Raw genomic sequence first — 21133 nt, 5'->3', positions numbered from 1 at the left:
GGCACAACCTGCTCCAAGCGCGCAGGTCGCGGGCCACTTTCGCCCCTTGTGCTCGCTGAACGCCCCTTCACTGGTACAGGCGTCGTGGCCGATAGTATGCTGGCGGCTTCAACCTTTACCAGGGAAGGGTTTACATGAAGCTGTGCGCCGTACAACTGGCATCGCTCAAAGGCGAGGTCTCAGCCAACCTGCAGCGCCATCTGGCCTGCATCGAACAGGCTGCAGCGCTTGGCGCCGAACTGATGGTGTTTCCCGAGTTGTCGCTGACCGGCTATGAGCCCAGTGTGGCACGCCAGGCGGCCATGCCGGTCAGCGCCAGGCAGCTGGACCCGCTGCAGGCCGCCAGTGACCGCCTGGGCATCACCGTTGCCGTCGGCCTGCCGCTGCCAGCCCCTGACGGCATACGCATCGGCATGCCTGTGTTCAGCCCCAATGCACAGCGCCAGGTCTATGCCAAACGGCGCTTGCATGCCGATGAGTTGCCCTGGTTCAGCGCCGGTGACCAAGCCTTGTTGCTGACATTGGGTGAACACTGCATCGCCCCGGCGATCTGCTACGAGTCGATGTTCATGGGGCATGCCGCTGCGGCCCGTGAACATGGCGCCGACCTGTACATGGTCAGCGTGGCGAAAACCGCCAAAGGGATCAGCGAGGGACACCCGCACTACATGCGGGTCGCCCGCGAGCTGGCCATGCCGGTGCTGCTGGCAAACTGCGTGGGGCCAGCCGACACCTTCATTGGCGCCGGCGGCTCGGCTGCGTGGGACAGCAAGGGCCACTTGCTGGCCAGCCTGGACGACCGCAGCGAAGGCCTCATCGTGCTTGATACCCGCCAGGCCAATGCCATTGCACTGCCACTGGACCCGGTATGACCTATTTCGTACTGGCCCTGCTCAGCTATGCCTGTGCCTACTACCTGACCGGCCTGATCATCCGGGGCCAAATGGCCGACGTGGCCGAGCATTTGCGTCACCGGCCCGACGCGCCGACACCCGGCGCCTACCTGCGTGAAGTGCAACAGGCTGCGCGGCGGGCCCACCGGCACTACACCTTGATGGCAGGTTCGGTACTGGCGGTGCTGGCCTGCCTGATCGCCAGCTGGTTCGGCTGAACAGCTAAAGGTCCAGCGCCAGGCTCTGCCGCCCTTCCAGCGCCAGCAGGTATTGCTTGGCCGCCAGCCCGCCGGCAAACCCGGTCAAGTTGCCCGATGCACCGATGACCCGGTGGCAAGGCGCGATGATCGAGATGGGGTTGCGGCCATTGGCCGCGCCCACTGCACGCACCGCACCGGGGTTGCCGAGCTGCCGGGCAATCTCGGCGTAGCTGCGGGTTTCACCGAAGGGTATGGCCAGCAACGCGGCCCACACCTGGCGCTGGAACCCGGTACCGGCAAAATCCAGCGGCAGCTCGAACTGTCGGCGCTTGCCGCTGAAGTACTCACCCAGTTGGCGAGCGGTTTCCAGCAGCACCGGGCACTGATCGTCACGGTGCAGTGCGCCCAGGCGCACGCGGTTTTCGCGCTCGTTCTCCCACAGCACGGCTGCCAGGCGATCGCCGCGCGCTACCAGGGTAAGCGTGCCCACAGGCGATTGCATCATGGTGAATGCGCTGGACATCAGCGGGCTCCTGCAGATTGCGATGTCGCCACTGTAAAGATCCACCGTCTGTGGCGCATCCGCTTTCTTGCTCGGGTAACTGCACAGCAGGCACTGATCCGCACCGGACGGGCGGACTGAGGCGTCCACACTATCACTTTGTGATTAACCCTAATCGAACTGAGTCACGGGTTCTTTTGATGGGTCGAGAATTATGAATGAAGTCAATTCATGAGGTGAACCATGACCATCGTGGCAGAAACGCTCGCCCAGCTCGCCCAGGCACTCAAGGCTCAGGGGGCGCGGCGCATCGCGGACCTTACCTTCATCCGTGCGCCCTATCGCTGCGGCAAGCGCTGGATATGCAGTGTGGTACGCCGAGGGGCCGGGCGCAAACTGATCAAGCAGTCGTAAGCCCGGTTGAAACCTGGCGCGGTCTGAAAGGACCCAGCCGCGCTCGGCGCTGTTTCAGTCCAGGCATTCCTTGGCCGCCTGGCGCAACTTGTCCCCGGACAAGAAACTGCCTTTGTAGAACGTAGCACGGCTGCCTTCGCCTGAATCGATCACCTCCAGTACATCGTCACTGGCCACGGCACTGGATGCCGTCAGTCGATAGCCATGGGCAATCGATTTCTGCGTGGCTTGCGGGGCCACAGCCTGCCATTTCGGCAACACGCAGGCCGCATATTCCTGGGGCGTTTTCGAACTGAGCTTGCTGGCCGTCGGCTTGCCAGGCGTCGCACAACCGGCGAGGCCGGCGATTAACAATGAACTGATAAAAATACGAAAAGTATGCATTTGCAATTGACTCGTATGGATATGCTGCATTCTAACGAGACCGATACCGACTGACCAATCAACCAAAGTCTGGCCATGAGAGGCCTGTGGTTCAACGGCAGCGCGTTACAGCGACTATTTGCTTATAACGACGGAACGAATTGAATCCGCTCCGCTTCTGATGAGCAACAGGCAGCGCAGATTCGGGCTGGCCCTGTTCACTTACCTTGACTCAGTGCTCGCTTCGTTCAGGAGATTGCCATGCTCTGGTGGCTGGAACTATTCACCCAATATGCAACCGCCACTGGCTTGGCTGTCCTCTGCATCCTGGTGTTCTGGGCTTTTGGGCTGGCGTTCGGACGCGCCTATCTGAAGTTGCTTTCTGCCTTGTTAGCCACCATGCTGCTGATGATCGCCGCGTTCCCGCACGGCGTGGACTTCGCCCTCAGGACCCACCTCACCCCGGGCGACGCCAGCGCTCTGCTATTGTTCATTGCCGACGCGTCGGGCGTAATCACCGCGGTGCTGCTGGCCTCGTTCTTCTTCGATCCGGAACTGTTGCTGGATGAGGCCTGATCACTCAGGCCTGCCTTTGCTGACCCCAGGCGCAACAGCATCAGACAATCAGGCCCCGCATTATGGAAACGCTTCGCACCATCAAGTCAGATCTGGTCAGAACAGCAGATCATCTGGACCAGCTTAGCCAGACCATGAGTGGCCATGTGCGCTTCATGCTGGCTCGCGGCAGTTCGCCAGGCGACATCGATGTCACCGCGCACGTGCGCGCTATTGATGGGGTTGCGGAGCAACTGCGCGCCGTGGCTGCGAGAATGGACGGCGGCGAGGGCGCAGGTGAAAGCTGGCCGCAGCGCCGGCCTAGCGAAACTTGAGCTTCACGACTTTACTGAGTGCCCAGCCGCTGAAAACGTAGAATGCGTCCAGATAAAAACGGCCTGCATAATTGGGCAACGGCGCGTTGTTGAGCAGCACATCAGGATCAGGCGTTGGCGGAAACAGCGCATAAATACCATTGGGCAGCACTGCCAGTGCCAGCAACAACAGGTAAGTCGATACTTGCAACAGGGTGGCCCGGCTGCCGAACCTGACCGACCATTTCAAACCGTGATAGGCTACCAGGCCGGCCACCGGCAATACCCAGAAATGCGTCGGGATTCCAATGAACATTTCGGCGACAACGCTTCTTGCTTCCACCCGCTGCTCTCCATTCAAACTGCTTTAATAGTGCGTAATGCTGTATCACCCGTTAAGGGGCTGCTGGGCAGCCCATCGCAGGTAAGCCAGCTCCCGCAGGTACCGCAGGCGCTGGTTCGTTGTTTCAAAGCGCGTGGGCAATCAAGCTTTCGAGCACAGCAGAGCGGCATCAAGCAGCCTTCCGTGGTCGTACCAGGCGTCACGCTGGTAGGCCGCGTATTGGCGCTTGGGCCCTGCCCCCTTCAACTCGACAAGGCCATCGGCCTTGTCAGGATCGGTGCTTTCAACGAACAGCCTGACCGAGTCGCTACTCTGGATCTCATAGGTTTTCACCTGGGCTGGAAGTTCGCTTCTGACGCAACCCAGGTACGTGGGTGGGCTTTTCGCGGTGGTCCCGTAAGTGTTGTCATGACTGTCGCGCACATCACCATCATGGGCACAGCCAGCCAACAACAGGGTACTCACCCCAACCATCAACACAGCGCCTGCCAGCGATTGGAATTTCATCATGCGACACGCTCCTGTTACCCCCACGAGAAACCGAGAACGTACTACCAGGTAAGCCGCCTTTTTAATTGTCCTTGCGCCATCATACTACCGAGTCTCACTCGGAAAAACTGACAGGTTCAGACGTGACTACGCCTCGGTGGCCGGGCGCTCCTTGTACAACTGAACCATGAAGGTGGTGCCGTACACGGCATTGGAGGTCATGGAGATGTGCCCGCCGTGGGCGTGGGCAACTTCCTTGACAATGAACAGACCAAGGCCGATGGACCGCAGCCCTTCCTGGCGGTCGCTGCCGCGCGTCATTGGCTCGTACAAGGTGGGTATCACTGCTTCGGCGATGGCGGGGCCGTGGTTGTGCACGCTGATCAGCACGCTGTCCGCGAAACAGTCAGTGGTCACCGTAATCGGCTGGCGCAAGTCACCGTAGGCAACGCTATTGGCGACCAGGTTGCCGATCATTTGCTGCAGCCTGTCCTGATCCACTTCGAACATGGCCTGCCCGCGGGAAAGATGGCGAATACTGGCGTGGCAGAAGGTGATCCTCAGCTCGCTGACACATTGATCCACCACCCGCAACAGGTCGACTCGCTGACGCTTGATGCTGATGCCCTGGCCTAGCCTGACCGAGGCGAAATCCAGCAGGTCGACGATCATGCGCTGCGCGCGCTCGGCCGATGTGTTGATGCTGCCCAACAGGCGCCGGGCCCGCTCGCCCTGGGCATCACGCCCCAGCAGTTCGGTGGCCATCCGGATAGCGGTCATGGGGTTTTTCAAATCATGGCTGGCAACCGCTACCATCTGCTCGGCCAGTAGCGCACGCCGCTGGGCCTCGGCGTAGGCCAGGGCCAGGTCGTCCTGTGCGCGCTGCAGGGCATGCTCGGCGCTGATTTTTTGCGCCAGCAGTTCCTCGGCCCGTTGCATGGCCTGAAACACCGTGTGCTCGTTGCGATCACGCTCGCTGGTACTGAACAAGGCCAGCTGAAAGCGAACCCCTTCAGCGGTTTCACGGCGCACGGCATTGAGCAGCATGGCCACCACGTGACCATCGCGGTGACGCAGGCCGACCTTCACCTCGGAAATCGAGCCCTGCAAGTTCAGCAAAGGCCCCCAGTGGGTAAGCTGGAAGGTACGGCCCACGGTGGTCAGCAACTGATCGAAACTGCGCTGTTTCAACTGCGCTACGTCATACCCCAGCCAGTTGCCAAAGGTGGCGTTGCAGCGCAGCAGTGTGCCGTCCGCCTCCATGACGACCAGGCCGCAAGGCGCATGCTCGAAGTAAGACGCGTCGAACATCACGGTCGGATCATTCACGGCCCAGCCCCAGGCGGGCGAAAAACCCGTCCATGGCCGCGGCGCAGGCGCTGGAGGCGCTGAGCTGCGGGTAATGGCCCATGTTGTCCACCAGTACAAGCTGGCTGCTGGGCATCACCCTTTCCAGGTACTCGCCGACGGCCACCGGAACTACCGGGTCCACTCTGCTCTGCAGGATCAGCGTCGGCACATTCAAGCCTTTCACATCCTCGCGGTGGTCGGACAAGAAGATCACGCGGGCGAAATGCCGGGCGATCTCCGCGTTGGTGCGACGGAAGCTGCTGACCAACTCTTCCTGCATCGCGGGCTCACCCGACGCACCCATCAGCACAGGCGCCATGGTGCTGGACCAGCCCAGGTAATTCTCATCGATCATCGACAGCAGCCCCAGCACATCCTCCTGGCTAAAGCCGCCGTTGTAACCGTCCGAGTCGATGTAACAAGGCGACCCCCCGATCAACACCAGCCCCGCGATTCTGCCTGGCTGCCGTAGCTCGGCCAGCACACCGATCATGGCACTGACCGAATGCCCCGCAATAATGACCGGGCCCTGGCCGAAATCATCGATGATTGCGTTCAGGTCATCGGCATAGCCCAACAGGGTCGAGTATTTCGCTCTGTCGTAGGCAGCGAGATCGGACTGCCCAGCACCGACCAAGTCGTAGGTGATGACACGCATGTGTGGAATGAAATGCGGCGACAACGCCTTCCACATCGACTGGTCGCAGCCAAAACCGTGAGACAGAATCAGGGTAGCCGGGCCGTCACCCTCGATATGTACATTATTACGCTGCTGTACAGTCATACATATCCCGATTTCGGTCGACATTGCGCTGATAAAACCAACCAGTCCATGCTGCCTGAGAGCATAGTGGACTGCAGATCAAGCTGCCTGTAGTGCTTGCTGAATGACATTGAGCGCGAAGCCAACCCACTTTCGAAGCCTTAAACCGGCACCATACAGGATGCAGATGGATAGTTCCGAAAAAACCATCGATCACGGAGCTTTTGTATGACCTAGCGCTCGGTCAGGTGAACGCCGATAGCAAAAGCCGCCACGACCAGCACCACCTCGACCACGACATAAGCAACCAGGAATTCATCGGAAAACATGACAGGGTCTCTGAGACGCCGCAGCGCACAATGCGCTGTGGGAATGGCTCAGCGCCATCAACGCCGGCAAAAGTTCAGCCACGGTGCGGCGCTGCCCAGCAGGGGGCTGGGGCGGCCGAAGCCGTGCACCGTTTCCGGGAAAAGGCTCGGCTGCGACAGGCAGGTTTTCGAACCGCATTTGCCCGGTTTTCGCAATAATCTGTGCGCTGTAATCGCCTATTTCCGCGCATACCAATCGAATAGTCTGGCGCCATCACATTCAAGGAGCCTGATGATGGCCGCTATGAAATTGCACTTTCTGTTCGACCCGCTCTGTGGTTGGTGCTATGCCAGCGCCGACACGCTGAGGCACCTGGCAGAGCGCTTCGCCGATGAGCTGGAGATGCACCCGACAGGGCTTTTCGCAGGGCCAGGTGCACGGCAGATAAACGCTGAGTTTGCCCACTTCGCCCGGGCCAACGACTTGCGAATCGCTTCACTCACCGGCCAGCCTTTCAGCGAGTTGTATTTCAAGCAGATTCTCGGTGGCCGCTCGCTGCGGTTCGACTCAATGCCGGTCAGCCGTGCGCTTACCCTGGCCCAAGGGTACGGCAAGGCGCTGGAGCCAAAGCTGTACGCGGCCCTGCAAACAGCGCGCTACGTGGATGGCCTTGATACCTCGTCGCCCGAGGTAGTGGCGGCCTGCACTGCCAACTTCCTGGGCCAGGAGGGTTTCACGGCCGATACGCAGGCACTGCTCGCGGCGCTTACCCAGCAAGCGCGACTGGCCAGCCAAACCTCGGCCCGCTTCACCGAAGCGCAGGCACTGATGCGCAAAGCGGGCGCAAATGGTGTGCCGCTGTTGCTGGTCGAGCTCGACCAGCGCATGCATGCCTTCAGCGGGCCAGACCTCTACAACCAGCCAGACCGCCTGATCGCTACGATCGAGCAGTTCAGGCAGGCTGCAGTCTGAAGCCGCCAAGCACGGTGTTTGCCGCCAGGCTGCACTAGAAGTTGGCGCCCACGCTGAACGGCAAAGTGCGCATCGGGTGATCAGTGCGACAGTGCAGGAGCCTTCCAGTACCCGCACCACTTCATCCACCGACAGCCGCGCATTGATCGGCACCTTGACCATCGCCGCCTTGTACAGCGCCACTTCCGCTTCGACCAGTTCCACGCGGTTGGCGGCAAGAATCGCCACATGCTTGCCAACGCCCACGCCAAGCGTACCCAGCGCGGACGCCAGGCGGTTGCTGCGCCGTTCCAACTGCGCGTAGGTCAGGCGCGTCTGGCTGTCCGCCACGGCGATGTGGTCCGCCCAGTAGCGGGCACTTCGGGTAATGATCGATCCAAGGTTCACGTTATTGTTCTCGTCGACAGAAAGACATCGACGATGCTAACCAGCTGTGCGCGCGCAGATGAAATGCCAGATTCAGATGTGGCCCATACCTTTATTGGCTGGCGTACCGCGAGTGGCCGCCGACAGCTCGTTAGCTTTTCCCCTGAAGCCATCTCCAGGGAGCTTACGAAGCGTAAGGTTTTTGTAGCTTTGTTCGGCGACGACATTGTTGGCACTGCCGGTCTTGACGGCGAGGTGGTCAGGAGTGTTTTCGTTGACCCGGCCCGCCAGAAACGCGGTATCGGGCGGCATTTGATGGATGTCATTCATACAGCTGCTGTCAGTGCAGGCGTTGAGGCTGTACGTGTGCCATCGTCAATTACGGCTGAAGAGTTTTATACCGCGTTGGGGTATGAAAAAATCCGCGACGTGTTTCATGGGGCGGAACGCACCATCGTTATGGAGAAGCGGCTGGGCTGAGGGCGTTTCTCGCCATGGTTGCGCCGAATTGAAGGCATTCCTGAACGACCCAGGCCTTGAGCGGTTTTGGCCAAGAGCTCCGAGCGTCATCAACCAGGCGCTATCGACCCATTGCAGCCCTTCGCATGGGGCGGCAGTCGGCCAGAAGTACACGCTAGACAGGACGGCTACCCAACCTCGGTCAGATTCGAATTGGATCTACTAAATTGCCGTATGGCCGGGGTATCGTTATCAGTGGCTGGCGAATTCACAAGTATTGAGGGAACATTCGGAGTATCAGGTACTAGCCTCCAAGGAACGGAAATGGCACTGACCAGCAAGATCATCCCCTATGACCCCACTTGGCCCACCCGCTTTCTGGCAGACAAGCCACTCATCGCTTCGGCCTTTGGCGATGAACTGATTGCCATACAGCATATTGGAAGTACCTCCGTTCCAGGGCTCGCGGCGAAGCCTGAGATCGATGTGCTCATCGAGGTTCACGATCATAGCAACGCCTCGGCGCGGGACGAGGTGTTGATGGGCCTGGGATATGTGCGAGGAAGCGACTTATCGGAAGGGCATCATTTCTACCGACGTAATGTGAATGGGATTCGCACGCACAAGCTCCACGCTTGTGTCAGTGGACACCTTGCGATCACCCAGATGGTGGGGTTCAGAGATTTGCTTAGATGCGATGCCTCGATGCGCCAGCAGTATGAAACACTGAAGCTCCAACTTGAGTCGAGCAATACAGGTGGGATGGCTGAGTATCTGGAGAAAAAGTCTCCGTTTATTATCGCGGCACTAGCGCATGCTCGGTGATCTCAAATTGCACTGGATGTTGAGTTTTCTGCTGCATCTCGATCGCTCGCGATGTAAGCGGCCAGCGAACACACCTTCAGAAATCCGGAATTAAGGACGATGGTGTCCGCCTATTCTTAAGCGGACGCGATCACCCTTATCGCCAGGATTTCCATGCGCCAACGAAGCTCTTACCCCAAACCCCTCAAGGCCCAAATCGTGCAGGAATGCCTGCAACCCGGAGCCTCAGTTTCCAGCGTCGCCATCAGCCACGGCATCAATGCCAACGTCATTCGCAAGTGGCTGCCAATTTACCGTGACAAACCCATCACGCCACTTCCCACGTTTGTACCGCTGCAACCGATGCCTAAACGGCACGCTGATGAAACGGTGGTGATCGCACTGCCGCTGGGCGACAAATCCACCACGGTCAAATGGCCCAGCTCCGACCCGGACGGCTGCGCACGTTTCATTCGCAGCCTCTCGCAATGATCCGCATCGACGCCATCTGGCTCGCCACTGAGCCTATGGACATGCGCGCTGGCACCGAAACTGCGCTGGCCCGCGTGGTTGCAGTGTTCGGTGCGGCGAAGCCGCACTGCGCTTATCTGTTCGCCAACCGTCGGGCCAACCGTATGAAGGTGTTGGTGCATGATGGCGTGGGCATCTGGCTTGCTGCACGCCGGTTAAACCAAGGCAAGTTTCACTGGCCTGGCACTCATCGCGGCCTGGAAGTCGAACTCGATGCAGAACAACTGCAAGCGCTGGTGCTCGGCTTGCCGTGGCAACGAGTCGGCGCTAACGGCGTCATCACAGTGATTTAGTCCTGCCTTTGGGCTGTGGCGGATGAGTTGCTTTGGTAAAATCCACGCCATGACTTCATCGCCCAATCTCGACCAAATGACCCCCGACCAACTGCGCGCACTCGCGGCGCAGTTGCTGTCTAAGGTCGACACCATGGGCCGGAAAATCCATCGTGACGAGACGATCATCGAACAGCTCTCTCACGAAATCGCCATCCTCAAACGCCACAAGTTCGCCAAGCGCAGCGAGCAGATCAGCCCGGCACAAGGCAGCTTGCTGGATGATCTGCTCAGCACCGACCTCGAAGCCATCGAGGCAGAACTGAACGCTCTTCGTCCTGCCACAGCGTCGGACGAAACCCGCCAAAAGCCCAAGCGCGCGCCCCTGCCACCGCAGTTTCCTCGTACCGTCATTCGTCACGAGCCGGAGAACACCCAGTGTGCTTGCGGCTGTCAGCTACAGCGCATCGGCGAAGACGTCAGCGAGAAGCTGGATTACACGCCGGGCGTGTTCACTGTTGAGCAGCATGTCCGTGGCAAGTGGGCCTGCCGCCAGTGCGAAACATTGATTCAGACGCCAGTGCCCGCCCAAGTCATCGACAAGGGCATCCCCACTGCCGGTCTGCTGGCCCATGTGATGGTGGCCAAGTTCTCCGACCATCTGCCGCTGTATCGGCAGGAAAAGATTTTTGGCCGTGCCGGTCTTGCGATCCCGCGTTCAACGCTGGCGCAGTGGGTGGGCCAAACTGGCGTACAACTCCAGCCGTTGGTGGACGCACTGCGCGAAGCGGTGTTGGCTGAGCGAGTCGTGCATGCCGATGAAACGCCGGTGCAGATGCTGGCGCCCGGCGAGAAGAAAATGCACCGAGCGTATGTCTGGGCTTATTGCACCACGCCCTTCTCGACACTGAATGCCGTGGTCTACGACTTCAGCCCCAGCCGTGCTGGCGAACATGCACGCAACTTCCTTGGCACATGGAACGGCAAGCTGGTCTGCGATGACTTCGCGGGTTACAAGACCAGCTTCGAGCTGGGCATCACCGAAATCGGCTGCATGGCGCACGCCCGGCGCAAGTTCTTTGACCTGCATGTAGCGAACAAAAGCAAACTGGCTGAACAGGCACTGCACACAATCAGCGGCCTGTACGAGATCGAGCGGCAAGCCAAAGCCATGAACGATGAAGACCGCAGGCGATTACGTCATGAAATAGCGTTGCCCATCGCAGGAAAGCTGCATGAGTGGATGCTGGCTCAGCGCGAGCTTGTGCCAGAAGGCTCGGCGACGGCCAAGGCTTTGGATTACAGCTTGAAACGCTGGGTAGCGCTGACGCGCTACCTGGATGATGGTGCTGTGCCCATCGACAATAACCCGGTCGAAAACACGATCAGGCCGTGGGCTCTTGGGCGTTCCAATTGGCTGTTCGCCGGATCTCTGCGCAGTGGCAAACGAGCGGCCGCGATCATGAGCTTGATCCAGTCGGCGCGCATTAATGGGCATGATCCATAGGCTTACCTCAAAGATGTGCTGATGCGGTTGCCGACGCAGCGAGCCAGTGAGATCAGACAACTGCTGCCGCATCAATGGGTACTGGCCTAGCTGCAACGAGGTGATTCTGAGTGGACAATAGTTCGAAAATCCAAGCTATTATTTCAGATGACCCCATTCGGTGGCGGTTACTCGAAATAGTGCGCTCCTTGGGATTGCCAGACTGCTGGATCGGAGCAGGCTTTGTACGAAACGCGGTTTGGGATTATCTGCACGGGCGTAATTCATCCCCGATCTCAACAGACGTCGATGTCATCTGGTTTGATGCACATCGCTGCACACCAGAGCAAGATGAAGCCTTGGAAGCAGTTCTCAGAGATCTGGAGCCGAACGTATTATGGTCTGTAAAAAACCAAGCGAGAATGCATGTTCAGAACGGCGATAAGCCATATCTTTCAGCAACCGACGCGATGCGCTACTGGCCAGAAACCGCAACGGCGGTAGCCGTAGCACTGCGAGAAAAAGACTCATGCGAGGTCGCGGCCCCCTTGGGGCTTGATGATCTTTTTGACTTGGTTATCAGGCCAGCGGGACGGTTCGCCACGGAGAAAACTGCGATCTATCAAAGCCGCCTAAAGTCAAAAAACTGGGCGGAAATCTGGCCGCAGCTCAAGCCCGCGCCCGTAGCGGTACCTTCCACCCCTCCGATAAAGTAACTTAGCCGGACGTATATCTTTTAGGAGAGAACCATCAAGGCTTTATCAATTGTACGGCCCAGTGGCAGCCTAATCGCCTATGGCCAGAAAACACTCGAAGTCCGTCGTTGGCATCCAGACTTACAACCTACCGAGGATCTTTTGATTGTCGAAAACGGGCGTTTTCTTCATGGCGATGGGGACGAAGATGATGACGGTATTGCCGTCGCAATTGTTCGCTTAAAAGCCGTGCGGCCTTTTATTCTGGCTGACATGGAAGCAGCCTGCGCAAGTTATTTCGAAGACGGCTGGCTCGCATGGGAGTTGAGTGACATAAGGCCAATATCCCCTGTTACCATCCGCGCGGCGCGGGGTATCTACGAAGTAGATTTCCTGCACACAGAAGAACCCTGAACATTAAGCAAGATGTGTGAGGCAGACGCTTACAGATGACAAACGGAACTGCACGTTACATCTTGATCACAGGCGCGGCAGGCACCGGCACTTCGACCTTAGCGAATGCTTTAGCAAAGGAACTGAGCACGTCTCACTTGGAAGCAGATGATTTTTTGTGGCTGCCGAGTAACCCGCCGTATCAACATCTGGCAGACAAAACGCAGCGAGGAGAGCGCTTGCTATAAGAAATGCGCTTTCATGGCCGTGCCGTAGTTGCCGGATCAGTAATGGATTGGGGCCAGCCGCTTGAGAATGAATTTGATCTTGTGGTGTTCCTATATCTTCCTGTTGAACTCAGGCTAGAAAGATTAGAACATCGAGAGGTAGAGCGCTTCGGTCAAGCAAAGTCGGAGTTTCTGGCTTGGGCCGCTCAGTATGATGAGGGAGGCGTCCTTGGACGGAGCTTGGGCAGGCATCAGGAGTGGCTGTCTGTGCGTACTTGTGCTGTCTTAAGGCTTGAGGGGGACATGTCCGTTAAAGATCGGGTGCTGCAAATACTGGATGCACTCCACGGGCTAAACCTCTCACCGTCGGTCATGTGAACGTGTGTTGGCCATACGCTTACCTCGCGATGACACGTGCTCCCCATGAGCAACGTCGCGTACGCGAAGCTTGGTTAGGTCGCAGGCTCGCAGCTTGCTGTCGATTGCCAAGGTGAACAATGCCAGATCCCGAGATTTCTCCGCGATCTGGAGCATTGCCCGGATGGCACAGATATCTCTGAGTCGGAGCGGGGCTTTCTGCAGCCCAGGTGCTTAGCTTCTTGGCAAGAAAATTGATGCCTTCGCTTGCAGCAGCTTTGCCTTTGCCACCAAAGCCTTGTCGCATTCGCTGCTCATGGTCAGAGATGTTTCTCTGATGCACTCCATCGCGGACCTCTCCACATCGCTATACGAATGCATAAGATCAAGAGCAAATGAACCTACAGTAATCACTCCAACCAAATAGAGGGCCGTTAAAGGTGCTGTGTAAGACATGGGTATCTCCGACATTTTTCAGGAGCCATTAATTTGCCAGCCCAGCCAAGAAGCGCAATAACCCGCAATAGCTATTGGCCTTTTCAGGGCCTGCGACAGCTTAATGAAGTGGCCGTAGCTCCTTGCCTGGTGCCTTGGCCACGGCCCTGAGCTGATAGTCGGGTACGGCGTTGAACAACGACTAGGCCAGGGGGTGCAGGCGCTCGACCTCTTCAGCAGGCGCGCCGCAATCTTTCGCCTGGTGATAGTCGCGCATGGCGTCAATAGCCTGCTGAATCAGCGGCTAGCCGGTCTCAACCTTCCCTATGAAGGTGCGCTTGTCCACGTCCCTGCTCCACTTGAGCGGCGCCCGGTTTCCTGAACGCGGGCAATTGCGGTAGCAGCGAGACAATCATGGCGGCGGTTGATGTCGGTCAACGTGATCATCCAATTACCCCTGAGCATCGCGAGACAGGAACAGGTCGGAGCAGCCGCGAAGCGCGCCCCCAAAGATCATCTGCCTGGGAGTGCCGTCGCCGTACACCACCCGAACAGCACTGATCGCGACCGACAGGCCAGCGACGTACAACTGAGGCTAGTGAACCAGCAACCAGGCGAGCACAGCGGGCCACAGGCCAGGACGTTAATGAGCATATTTGGCATCTCGGGTCCTCCTTTTTGGGGAGCGGTACAGGTTCAGCCCGAACAGCCTTCCCTCCTGAGGACGATGGTTGTTGCTAGCCTAAAACGTAAAAGCCCCCGGATGGTGCAGAGGTTTGGAATAGATGGGGAGGGCCGGAGCATAACCGGCTTAATTGTCTGGACTGTTGGGTCATATACCCCACACCCTCATCGCGTTGTATCTTAATGGTCACCGAGTCTGATTGAACGTCTCTACCGACTTCGCTCGCCTGCCGAGGCGTATCATCTGCATAAGTAATCTGCTAGACGATAAAAAATCGTCTTTAAGTAGAGAATTACTTCTTCTCGGTTTTGACAATTGCAGACCTGCAAACAGAAGTCAGTTTAATAGCTTGGGCCTCCAAAGCTTTTGAATCTCCGCTCAGGTCTAGGGTATTCATAAATTTCATAATTTCAGCGGCTGTACCATCCCGTTCCTGAATAAATTCTGAAGTACCCAATGGTCCATTTTGAGAGTTCCCTAATGTAGTGCTGACCACACCGGCAACACCAGAAGCAATCCCTGGAGCGAAGCCTCCTGTCCCTGCTGCAACAAGCATAGCCCCTGTCATTCCTAAGACGCCGCCACCTGCGCCTAAACCCAACTTCCAATATTCTGAATTTTTTGCCCTCTTTTCGTAGTTATTGGATCTAGACCAGCACCAATCGTGAGCGATCTTAATATCCCGGATTGCTGCGGCTTGCAGTAGATTTTCTGGCTCCCCGCGCTTAACAGCCGCGTCATATTCATCGAGTGGAGGGTCACCAGTACTCATGGTATGACAACCTGCCAACAAGAACGTCCCTACCAACAATACTAGCAAGCCTGTATCCATAAGTAATCCTCCGGCCCACACAGAAGCCCCTGCAAGCTGGAGTGTAGACATGACAACTCCATGGGCAAACACTGAACGAAAAAAACCGACACAAAGGCCGAGATCTTTCAGTGTCGCACTGCTTGCAAGCTGGAGACGGAGCTATGAAACTAGGTGTTCATCCGCGCGGAAAGCTTTTCATGCAGCGTCGCGCAATTGCTCTAGGACGCAATCTATCTTGGCCGCTCCAGGGTTGATCGGTTCGCGAGCCTTGGCTTCACCCTTCTTATGCTCGCGGGCAATCCGCAGCGACGGCTACTTAGTACCAAAGCCAGCCAGACACCCCCCCATCTGCGGATTGCGCATGTTCAGCTCGGCTACAGCATCGCCTCCCGCCAGCGCTAGGTGGTCCGTGATCACATATTGCTTGAGCCCTCATTCGGTCGCGGTAGGAATGGCAGTCACCTGCCACCCCCCGCACAGATCCGTACGTGCAGAATTACCGCATACGGCTCCTGCCTTGGGTTTTGACGCCGAAACGGGTCATGGGATAAGGATGCATGGGTAGTTCTCGTGGATAGGGAATGAACAACCTTGCCAGTGCAATCATGCGTTCCCAGTTCAGGCGGTGTCTCTGACTCCGTCGTTTGAGGGCATGCCTCCATGCACCGATAACTTCACGGCGAAACGCATCAAGCCGCTTCGTGTTACCAGGTACGTGGTAGTAATTGCAGTAACCTGTGAACAGGCGATTCAGCCACTTTCCGATCACAGCAACCGGTTCGTGCCTACGCTTGTACAGTTGTCCGCGTATCTCTTGGAGTGTTGCTCTCATACGCTTGGCGATGGTCACCCGTCCGACCTCGAACATCCCATTCTTGGCTTGACTACAGAAATGCGTGAACCCGAGGAAGTCGAATGTTTCTGGTTTTCCTTCCCCACGCTTCTGGCGATCTTCCACCGCGAACCAGCCAAACCGCAGTAAACGAGTTTTCTCTGGATGTAGCGTCAGGTTGAATTGAGCGAGTCGAAACTCCAATGCATGGCGAAAACTCCATGCATCTTCACGCTTTTCAAAACCAATCACACTGTCGTCTGCATACCGCACGGCAATCATCTCACCCTTAGCGGTACGCCCACGCCATTGCCTGACCCATAAGTCCATCACGTAGTGCAGGTAGATATTGGCCAGCAACGGTGAAATGGGCGCACCTTGTGGTGTGCCCTGCTTTGCAGGAATTCGCTTTCCGTTTTCGAGAACACCTGTGCGCAGCCATCGTGCTATCAGTGCTAACACTCGTCTATCCGCAATTCGGTGTTGCAGGAAGCACATCATCCACTCGTGATCGATGGTGTCAAAGAACGCACGAATATCCACGTCCAATATCCACCGGATTCGAGCAGTCTGCACTCCTACCGATAAAGCATCCAATGCATCGTGTTGCCCTCGACCAGGGCGAAACCCATACGAGAGTCCAAGGAAGTTCGGCTCATAGATAGCGTTGAGCACTTGCACGACTGCGGCTTGGACGATCTTGTCCTCCAAAGCCGTTACACCCAGCGGACGCTCGCTGCCATCTGCCTTGGGGATAAATACCCGCCGAACAGGTTTGGCTCGATAGCAGCCACTGTGCACTTTGTCATGCAAGGCTTTCAGCTTCTCCTGAAGATCTTGCTCATACTCTCGCCACGATATTCCATCCACACCACAAGCCGCGTCTCGCTTGAGATTATGGAAACTCTCGCGCAATAGCTCGACCGTTACGTGGTGCAGCAGACTCGTGAACTTGACCCGGCGATCAAGCCGGGCTGCTTGACGTACAGCGAGCAACCCTGACAACGCACTTGTCCGGCTCTGCGTCCGGGATGCGGAAGGCTGTTCACTGTTCCCCTTGGCTAACTCCCTTTCCTCCATCACCTCCGCCGGGGCAAGCCCATTGTTCGGCAACTTCTCAGGTACTACGGAGCTATCCGACTTCTCATCCGCGTGGACGGCAGACTTTTGGCGTGTGGCCTTTCCTGCCCCGTCTGGCTTGTCACGACCAGACACGAATGAGATCTCCCAGCTTCCGTGCAGTTGACTTCCCAGCATGCTCAGGGTCTACGACCGCGCAGGGCATGATGCATGACTTGCGATTATCGTCATGTCCACTGTGGCCTTCCGCTTCGCATAATAGCGTCGGCGCCCCGGACTCATGTTTTCGCGGCTCAATGGCTGGCCTGCTGGTTTCCCCTGCCAACACTTCACCGTACACCTCACGGGGCACAGCGCATGACTCGGGGTCGAGGTGTTTCGCCATAACTTCTCTCGTAGGGACTTTCACCCTTTATCAACTGCCAGCTTTGCTGGCGTACTAAGCGATCCATAAACCCCACCCGTTACATGAAGGACGGGGAAATCAGGTATTCGAGTCAGGCTCCTGCCCCGCTTGAGTCTTTAACCCGAACATCTGGTCAGCTAGCCGTCGGCCTCGCTCCAACCCCTCCACCGTCAACCAGATGGATTTGTTTTTATTAACTGGATTACTGATGAAACCCCGTTCATGCAGTCGATTCATGATCTCGAAGTCAAATCCTTTCCACGCGTTACCTTTGTCGGAGCTATAGGCTGCCAACAAGGCAAGCACTGCGTCTTCAATCAGTTTTTCGTCGTATTCCATGGTCGTTACCTCGCTTTTGTCCTTCAAGCGCTTCGTAGGCCCCATCTGACCCACCATGGGGGAGCACTTAACTGTGTATTTTAGGCATGGCCAAGTAACCGATGGCTTTGCCCAAGGCACTCTGCGTCGTGACCTGAGGTTGCGTTTTCTCTACCCAGTTTTTCAGCTGAGTCAGCAATGGCAGGCTGCGGTCCATGCGGGCAACCTTACGATCTTCGTCGTCACGTCACTGTCCTTCAAGTCGCGCTCGACGTCATAGAGCTTATTGACCAGGTCCAATGCGATGTCAGCGCGTCCTGTTTTGCCCTTGGGCTGTACTTTCTGCGCTTCGACGAACTTGCGGCGCGCGTGCGCCCAGCAGCCCAATCGCTCCAGTCCGTCTTGTGCAGCCAGCGCGTTGTAACCGCATAGTCGTCGGTCATGACATAGCCGCGATAGCCGTCCAGCAGGCGCACCGGCACCTCCTGCGCTCGGCTGGTGGCGTAGTCGAAAAGGATCACTGGCCGATTAGGTGGGCCGCCGGTTTGTACCCACATCCAGGATTGGCTGCTGGGCTCACGCCCCGGCTCTTTCAACACCTGCACACGTGTTTCATCGCAGTGGATGATCCGACTGTCCAACAGGCTTTCGCGCATCAGATTAAGTAGCGGCTGAAAGTGCTCGCTGCAATGAATCACCCAGCGTGCCAGGGTTTGGCGCGGGATATCGATACCGTGCGGTCAGAAATCGTCCGGTGGGCTCTTCTCGAACTTCCACTCTGTGTGTTTTCGAGCTTGGTTAAAACTCTTGCAGTTGAAAACGAATTCATTGCGATCAGAGTCTTTCGAAAGACTGGCGAGGATCTGATCGTACGTGCTACCCGAACAATTCTTCTCGTTTGGGGCAGGTACTTTCTCATCCGCCTGTGCTGACAGGCTACACGCCATAACGATGGCTGCGGAAATTCCCACTATGTGTTTCATAACGTCCTCATTCATGACTCAGGGTAATCCGGTACCCTGACCTACCTAGGCACGAGTGACAGGAGGTCCTGAATCGCCCGCGCATTGCACAGTTTGCATGGGTTGCTGACCCCGGCAGCATCATAGCGGGTGGGGCGCCTACACTCCACCCCACTTCTCTGAGTGTCTTGGCAGGGGCAGCTTCAGGTCGGGAGCAGCCGATCACCATTGCCTTTCTCGGCCCAATGCGCACGCTTATGCCCGATGGCGGCATTACCGTTGGCTAGGTTGCCCATCATCACGATCAATGGCCTGAGATACGGGAGGCTGTTCGCAGCCCGCTACTCAGCCGCCTGCATCAGCTCCAGCGTAATGTTATCTGGCCCGGTCACATACACCACAAGCGTACCCTTGCGTGGGCCTGCGGGAATCGGTTGAGGCGTACCCCTGGCCTTCCAGCCCGCTTGCTCGATGCGAGCGAGTACGGCGTGCATGTCTTGCACGCTCAATGCCAGATGCGCTGAGCCAATCGCAGATGCCGTAGGCGGAGTGACACCGTGGCGGGCACCCTGCGAATATTCCAGCAACTCCACTCGGCTGCCATCCGGCCCTTTCACTATCGCCGTTCGCACCTTCGGGTCGGCGGTGCCGGTTACATCGAGAATGAATGGTCCTCCCATTTCCGACTGGCGTTCGAGCGTGAAACCAAGCCCGATTGTCCAGAAGCGAATGGCTTCTTCCAGTGAGCTGACGGCGAAGCCAATATGATCGACGGCATAGACACTGTGGTTGGAATTCATCAAGTCATCCTTCAAGGGGGGGGCGGTCACGTCGGACCGGCATCAACCATGGCGGCCGATCCTCGCAGGTTTGGGGATCAGGTACCGCCCCCGTATAACTGCCGCCATACCTATGCGACAATACGCTCAATGTCTGGTCTCAACCCCACATTTATCGCCCAACAGCTCGGGCATGGCGTGCAGATGCTCTTATCGACTTATGCGCGCTGGATTGACTCGTCCAACCACTGGTCAGAACTGGAAAAGCGCCAGACTGGCCCCGAATTGGTCCGCAGCTGCGAAGAAGCCACGTAAGTTATTGATAGGTAAGCTCCTTGATCTCCACCGCCAACATCACCATGCGATTATTTTCGCGGTTTTGAGCGGTGTTGAGTGCAATGTTTTCGGGGGTTTCAGCCTCCCGACACCGCACCAAAACGCATGCATTGGCCCAAGAATTGGCCCACGGCTCGTTCGCAGATTTGAGACTTAGGCCAAGCGGTTTCCCGGATTTGCAAACCGATACAAGAATCGCCTATTCATGCCTGCTGGATGCAAATATCAGTTCCAAAACGAAGCGGGATTTGCACGTCTGAAACCCGCATTCTACAAGGGTCACCTAAAAAGTTTTGGGACTGATTTCCGGCCCTTTTATGCCCACCTTCCGGTACTGCAACAGTAGCGTGAGATTCTGGCATCAGGCCGCGCCACAAGCGGCCTGTGCACCGCCCCTGTCTAATACAGTTCGTCCGGTTTCAGCGACTTTCACCCAGTAAAACCGAGAAGCTTTCGAGCAGTTTTAGAAAGCATCAGCACCCCCACCCTGGCGTTCTGCCAATGATGATCCGGCCTGGCTCATCACTCCCCATTCCCTCCCACGATTCGTACTTGAACAGGCCGATGTGATAGGCCTCTTCATGCTCTGTCAGCGCCCAAAGCCGCGCCGCCTCGGACAGCTCCAGCATATCGACCAGGTTCTCCGAACTGACTTCACGGCGGCGGTGAGCGGCATAGGCCATCTCATCGAGCACAGCGGCGCGCCCATCTGGATCGGTTACCAAGGAAAATTGGTCGTTCAGCTCATCCAGCCACGCTTTCGGTATCCCGGCCATCATTCTGCCCTGCACCACCAAGACTGCGCGTAGAGCACGCCGTCGACCTCCTCCACCCCGTTGATGTTGATGCCGAGCTGGGCCATGCCGTTGACCTTGGCATCGTGCAGCCGCGGGATAATGTCCGGCCCAGGCGAAGGGTTGAACACCCAAGCCTGTGTCGATACCCGGCCCAGCGGCTCGCTGTGGTGGTCACCTATGTGGATATCGGCCCGGATGGGTGTGATTTTGCCGAGGCGGTTCGTGGGGATGGCCACGCCATCCACGCGGCGGCGAACGAGGAGGAAGTACATAGGGCACCGATACTGTATAGATAAACAGTATCGTATAGGCGGGATCGGGCGCGGGCAATTGCCGGTCAGCGGATCAGTGAAGAGGTGGCAGATCCTTGCCGCGGGCCTTGGCCACAGCGCGCAGCTGGTAATCGGACACAGCTTGGAACAGAGACTCGGCAAGAACACGCAGGCGCTCGACCTCCTCCGCCGGCGCGCCATAGTCTTGAGCCTGGTGATACTCGCGCATGGCGTCGATGGCCTGCTGAATTAGCGGCTCGCCAGCTTCGACCATGCCGATGAAGGTGCGCTTGTCCACTTCAATCTTCCTAGCAGTTCGCCACCCAAGCTTAGCTTGTCGGAGGCAATCAGCGCAGCAGA

26 protein-coding genes and 6 pseudogenes are annotated in these 21133 nt (G+C 57.5%); 14 read left to right on the top strand and 18 right to left on the bottom strand.

Translation table 11 applies throughout. The annotated features are described in order from the left end of the window. Positions 1–134: 134 nt before the first annotated feature. Together AACG97_RS12375 and AACG97_RS12370 are read left to right on the top strand one after the other, a co-directional pair. Positions 135–872 carry a carbon-nitrogen hydrolase family protein gene (locus AACG97_RS12375; RefSeq protein ID WP_197885590.1) on the top strand — a complete coding sequence of 246 codons (738 nt, stop codon included), beginning with the start codon at positions 135–137 and terminating at the stop codon, positions 870–872. After that, positions 869–1111, top strand: a complete 243-nt coding sequence (locus AACG97_RS12370) for a hypothetical protein (protein WP_009686629.1) — start codon at positions 869–871, stop codon at positions 1109–1111. Before AACG97_RS12375 ends, AACG97_RS12370 begins: the two co-directional genes overlap by 4 nt. 4 nt (positions 1112–1115) lie before the next feature. On the opposite strand, the gene AACG97_RS12365 is transcribed toward AACG97_RS12370, so the two are convergent. After that, positions 1116–1616 carry a methylated-DNA--[protein]-cysteine S-methyltransferase gene (locus AACG97_RS12365; RefSeq protein ID WP_029885219.1) on the bottom strand — a complete coding sequence of 167 codons (501 nt, stop codon included), beginning with the start codon at positions 1614–1616 and terminating at the stop codon, positions 1116–1118. Between the two features lie 222 nt (positions 1617–1838). Here AACG97_RS12365 and AACG97_RS12360 point away from each other — a divergent pair, with 222 nt between their 5' ends. Further along, the gene (locus tag AACG97_RS12360; protein ID WP_009686627.1) at positions 1839–2009 is read left to right on the top strand and encodes a hypothetical protein; all 171 of its coding nucleotides are present in this window, start codon (positions 1839–1841) and stop codon (positions 2007–2009) included. A gap of 54 nt (positions 2010–2063) precedes the next feature. Here AACG97_RS12360 and AACG97_RS12355 read toward each other — a convergent pair whose 3' ends face one another. Further along, a complete protein-coding gene (locus tag AACG97_RS12355) occupies positions 2064–2423 on the bottom strand; it encodes a hypothetical protein (RefSeq protein WP_029885220.1) in 360 nt (119 codons plus the stop codon). A gap of 210 nt (positions 2424–2633) precedes the next feature. Here AACG97_RS12355 and AACG97_RS12350 point away from each other — a divergent pair, with 210 nt between their 5' ends. Both AACG97_RS12350 and AACG97_RS12345 read left to right on the top strand, forming a co-directional pair. Then, positions 2634–2948, top strand: a complete 315-nt coding sequence (locus AACG97_RS12350; protein WP_197885587.1) for a hypothetical protein — start codon at positions 2634–2636, stop codon at positions 2946–2948. Between the two features lie 62 nt (positions 2949–3010). Then, positions 3011–3262, top strand: coding sequence for a hypothetical protein (locus AACG97_RS12345; protein WP_009686624.1), 252 nt, complete (start codon positions 3011–3013; stop codon positions 3260–3262). Here the strand turns inward: AACG97_RS12345 and AACG97_RS12340 are convergent. The 4 genes from AACG97_RS12340 to AACG97_RS12325 form a co-directional block, all read right to left on the bottom strand. Beyond that, positions 3249–3557: a hypothetical protein gene (locus AACG97_RS12340; protein ID WP_115294001.1), complete on the bottom strand. Its 309-nt coding sequence runs from the start codon at positions 3555–3557 to the stop codon at positions 3249–3251. The genes AACG97_RS12345 and AACG97_RS12340 overlap by 14 nt on opposite strands. A 168-nt stretch (positions 3558–3725) precedes the next feature. Further along, a complete protein-coding gene (locus tag AACG97_RS12335) occupies positions 3726–4094 on the bottom strand; it encodes a hypothetical protein (protein WP_009686622.1) in 369 nt (122 codons plus the stop codon). Between the two features lie 126 nt (positions 4095–4220). Next, positions 4221–5384: a PAS domain-containing sensor histidine kinase gene (locus tag AACG97_RS12330; RefSeq protein ID WP_029885783.1), complete on the bottom strand. Its 1164-nt coding sequence runs from the start codon at positions 5382–5384 to the stop codon at positions 4221–4223. 10 nt (positions 5385–5394) lie between these two features. Beyond that, a complete protein-coding gene (locus AACG97_RS12325) occupies positions 5395–6207 on the bottom strand; it encodes an alpha/beta fold hydrolase (protein WP_110678376.1) in 813 nt (270 codons plus the stop codon). A 582-nt stretch (positions 6208–6789) separates the two neighbouring features. Between AACG97_RS12325 and AACG97_RS12320 the strand changes: the two genes are divergently transcribed. After that, on the top strand, positions 6790–7467 hold the full coding sequence (locus tag AACG97_RS12320) for a DsbA family protein (RefSeq protein WP_177433820.1): 678 nt from the start codon (positions 6790–6792) through the stop codon (positions 7465–7467). Positions 7468–7538: 71 nt separating this feature from the next. Here the strand turns inward: AACG97_RS12320 and AACG97_RS12315 are convergent. Then, a pseudogene (locus AACG97_RS12315) lies at positions 7539–7854 on the bottom strand (AMP-binding protein); the annotation flags it as partial. 132 nt (positions 7855–7986) lie between these two features. On the opposite strand from AACG97_RS12315, the pseudogene AACG97_RS12310 reads away from it, so the two are divergent. The 7 genes and pseudogenes from AACG97_RS12310 to AACG97_RS12280 form a co-directional block, all read left to right on the top strand. Next, positions 7987–8313, top strand: a pseudogene (locus tag AACG97_RS12310) (GNAT family N-acetyltransferase); the annotation flags it as partial. 303 nt (positions 8314–8616) lie between these two features. Further along, entirely contained in the window at positions 8617–9117 is a 501-nt protein-coding gene (locus AACG97_RS12305; protein WP_197885585.1) for a GrpB family protein, read from the top strand. A gap of 153 nt (positions 9118–9270) precedes the next feature. Further along, positions 9271–9588, top strand: coding sequence for an IS66-like element accessory protein TnpA (tnpA, locus tag AACG97_RS12300; protein WP_197885584.1), 318 nt, complete (start codon positions 9271–9273; stop codon positions 9586–9588). Then, positions 9585–9920, top strand: coding sequence for an IS66 family insertion sequence element accessory protein TnpB (tnpB, locus tag AACG97_RS12295; RefSeq protein ID WP_225785581.1), 336 nt, complete (start codon positions 9585–9587; stop codon positions 9918–9920). Before tnpA ends, tnpB begins: the two co-directional genes overlap by 4 nt. A gap of 49 nt (positions 9921–9969) precedes the next feature. After that, positions 9970–11496, top strand: a pseudogene (gene tnpC / locus AACG97_RS12290) (IS66 family transposase). A 20-nt stretch (positions 11497–11516) separates the two neighbouring features. After that, the gene (locus tag AACG97_RS12285; RefSeq protein ID WP_197885583.1) at positions 11517–12101 is read left to right on the top strand and encodes a nucleotidyltransferase family protein; all 585 of its coding nucleotides are present in this window, start codon (positions 11517–11519) and stop codon (positions 12099–12101) included. 33 nt (positions 12102–12134) lie between these two features. Beyond that, complete coding sequence (locus tag AACG97_RS12280) at positions 12135–12494, top strand: ASCH domain-containing protein (RefSeq protein WP_197885599.1); 360 nt, start codon at positions 12135–12137, stop codon at positions 12492–12494. A gap of 608 nt (positions 12495–13102) precedes the next feature. On the opposite strand, the pseudogene AACG97_RS12275 reads toward AACG97_RS12280, so the two are convergent. From AACG97_RS12275 to AACG97_RS12240, 8 genes and pseudogenes are all read right to left on the bottom strand, one after another. Further along, positions 13103–13282, bottom strand: a pseudogene (locus AACG97_RS12275) (integrase); the annotation flags it as partial. A gap of 9 nt (positions 13283–13291) precedes the next feature. Continuing rightward, the gene (locus AACG97_RS12270) at positions 13292–13513 is read right to left on the bottom strand and encodes a hypothetical protein (protein ID WP_197885582.1); all 222 of its coding nucleotides are present in this window, start codon (positions 13511–13513) and stop codon (positions 13292–13294) included. 956 nt (positions 13514–14469) lie between these two features. Continuing rightward, positions 14470–15060 (bottom strand): hypothetical protein, encoded by a 591-nt coding sequence (locus AACG97_RS12265; RefSeq protein WP_197885581.1) that lies wholly within the window; start codon positions 15058–15060, stop codon positions 14470–14472. Positions 15061–15487: 427 nt separating this feature from the next. Next, positions 15488–17038 carry a group II intron reverse transcriptase/maturase gene (gene ltrA, locus AACG97_RS12260; protein ID WP_342782918.1) on the bottom strand — a complete coding sequence of 517 codons (1551 nt, stop codon included), beginning with the start codon at positions 17036–17038 and terminating at the stop codon, positions 15488–15490. A 349-nt stretch (positions 17039–17387) separates the two neighbouring features. Continuing rightward, entirely contained in the window at positions 17388–17648 is a 261-nt protein-coding gene (locus AACG97_RS12255) for a DUF6429 family protein (protein ID WP_197886596.1), read from the bottom strand. A gap of 88 nt (positions 17649–17736) precedes the next feature. Next, positions 17737–18364, bottom strand: a pseudogene (gene tnpC, locus AACG97_RS12250) (IS66 family transposase); the annotation flags it as partial. Between the two features lie 3 nt (positions 18365–18367). Beyond that, positions 18368–18574, bottom strand: a complete 207-nt coding sequence (trbK, locus tag AACG97_RS12245) for an entry exclusion lipoprotein TrbK (protein ID WP_223809672.1) — start codon at positions 18572–18574, stop codon at positions 18368–18370. Positions 18575–18930: 356 nt separating this feature from the next. Next, positions 18931–19389: a VOC family protein gene (locus AACG97_RS12240; RefSeq protein ID WP_197886595.1), complete on the bottom strand. Its 459-nt coding sequence runs from the start codon at positions 19387–19389 to the stop codon at positions 18931–18933. 28 nt (positions 19390–19417) lie between these two features. On the opposite strand from AACG97_RS12240, the pseudogene AACG97_RS12235 reads away from it, so the two are divergent. Then, positions 19418–19683, top strand: a pseudogene (locus tag AACG97_RS12235) (site-specific integrase); the annotation flags it as partial. 494 nt (positions 19684–20177) lie between these two features. On the opposite strand, the gene AACG97_RS12230 reads toward AACG97_RS12235, so the two are convergent. The 3 genes from AACG97_RS12230 to AACG97_RS12220 all read right to left on the bottom strand — a co-directional run bounded on the left by AACG97_RS12230 (position 20178) and on the right by AACG97_RS12220 (position 21071). Then, complete coding sequence (locus AACG97_RS12230) at positions 20178–20483, bottom strand: hypothetical protein (RefSeq protein WP_110676992.1); 306 nt, start codon at positions 20481–20483, stop codon at positions 20178–20180. Then, positions 20480–20773: a hypothetical protein gene (locus AACG97_RS12225; protein ID WP_197886594.1), complete on the bottom strand. Its 294-nt coding sequence runs from the start codon at positions 20771–20773 to the stop codon at positions 20480–20482. The genes AACG97_RS12230 and AACG97_RS12225 overlap by 4 nt, the downstream gene beginning before the upstream one ends. 73 nt (positions 20774–20846) lie before the next feature. Next, positions 20847–21071 carry a hypothetical protein gene (locus tag AACG97_RS12220; RefSeq protein ID WP_070085714.1) on the bottom strand — a complete coding sequence of 75 codons (225 nt, stop codon included), beginning with the start codon at positions 21069–21071 and terminating at the stop codon, positions 20847–20849. Between the last annotated feature and the right edge of the window lie 62 nt (positions 21072–21133).

It is taken from the genome of Pseudomonas sp. Nvir (assembly GCF_963778085.1).
Taxonomy (GTDB): domain Bacteria; phylum Pseudomonadota; class Gammaproteobacteria; order Pseudomonadales; family Pseudomonadaceae; genus Aquipseudomonas; species Aquipseudomonas juntendi.
The sequence above is the reverse complement of the archived record's forward strand: the minus strand, read 5'-3'. Positions and strand labels throughout refer to the sequence as shown.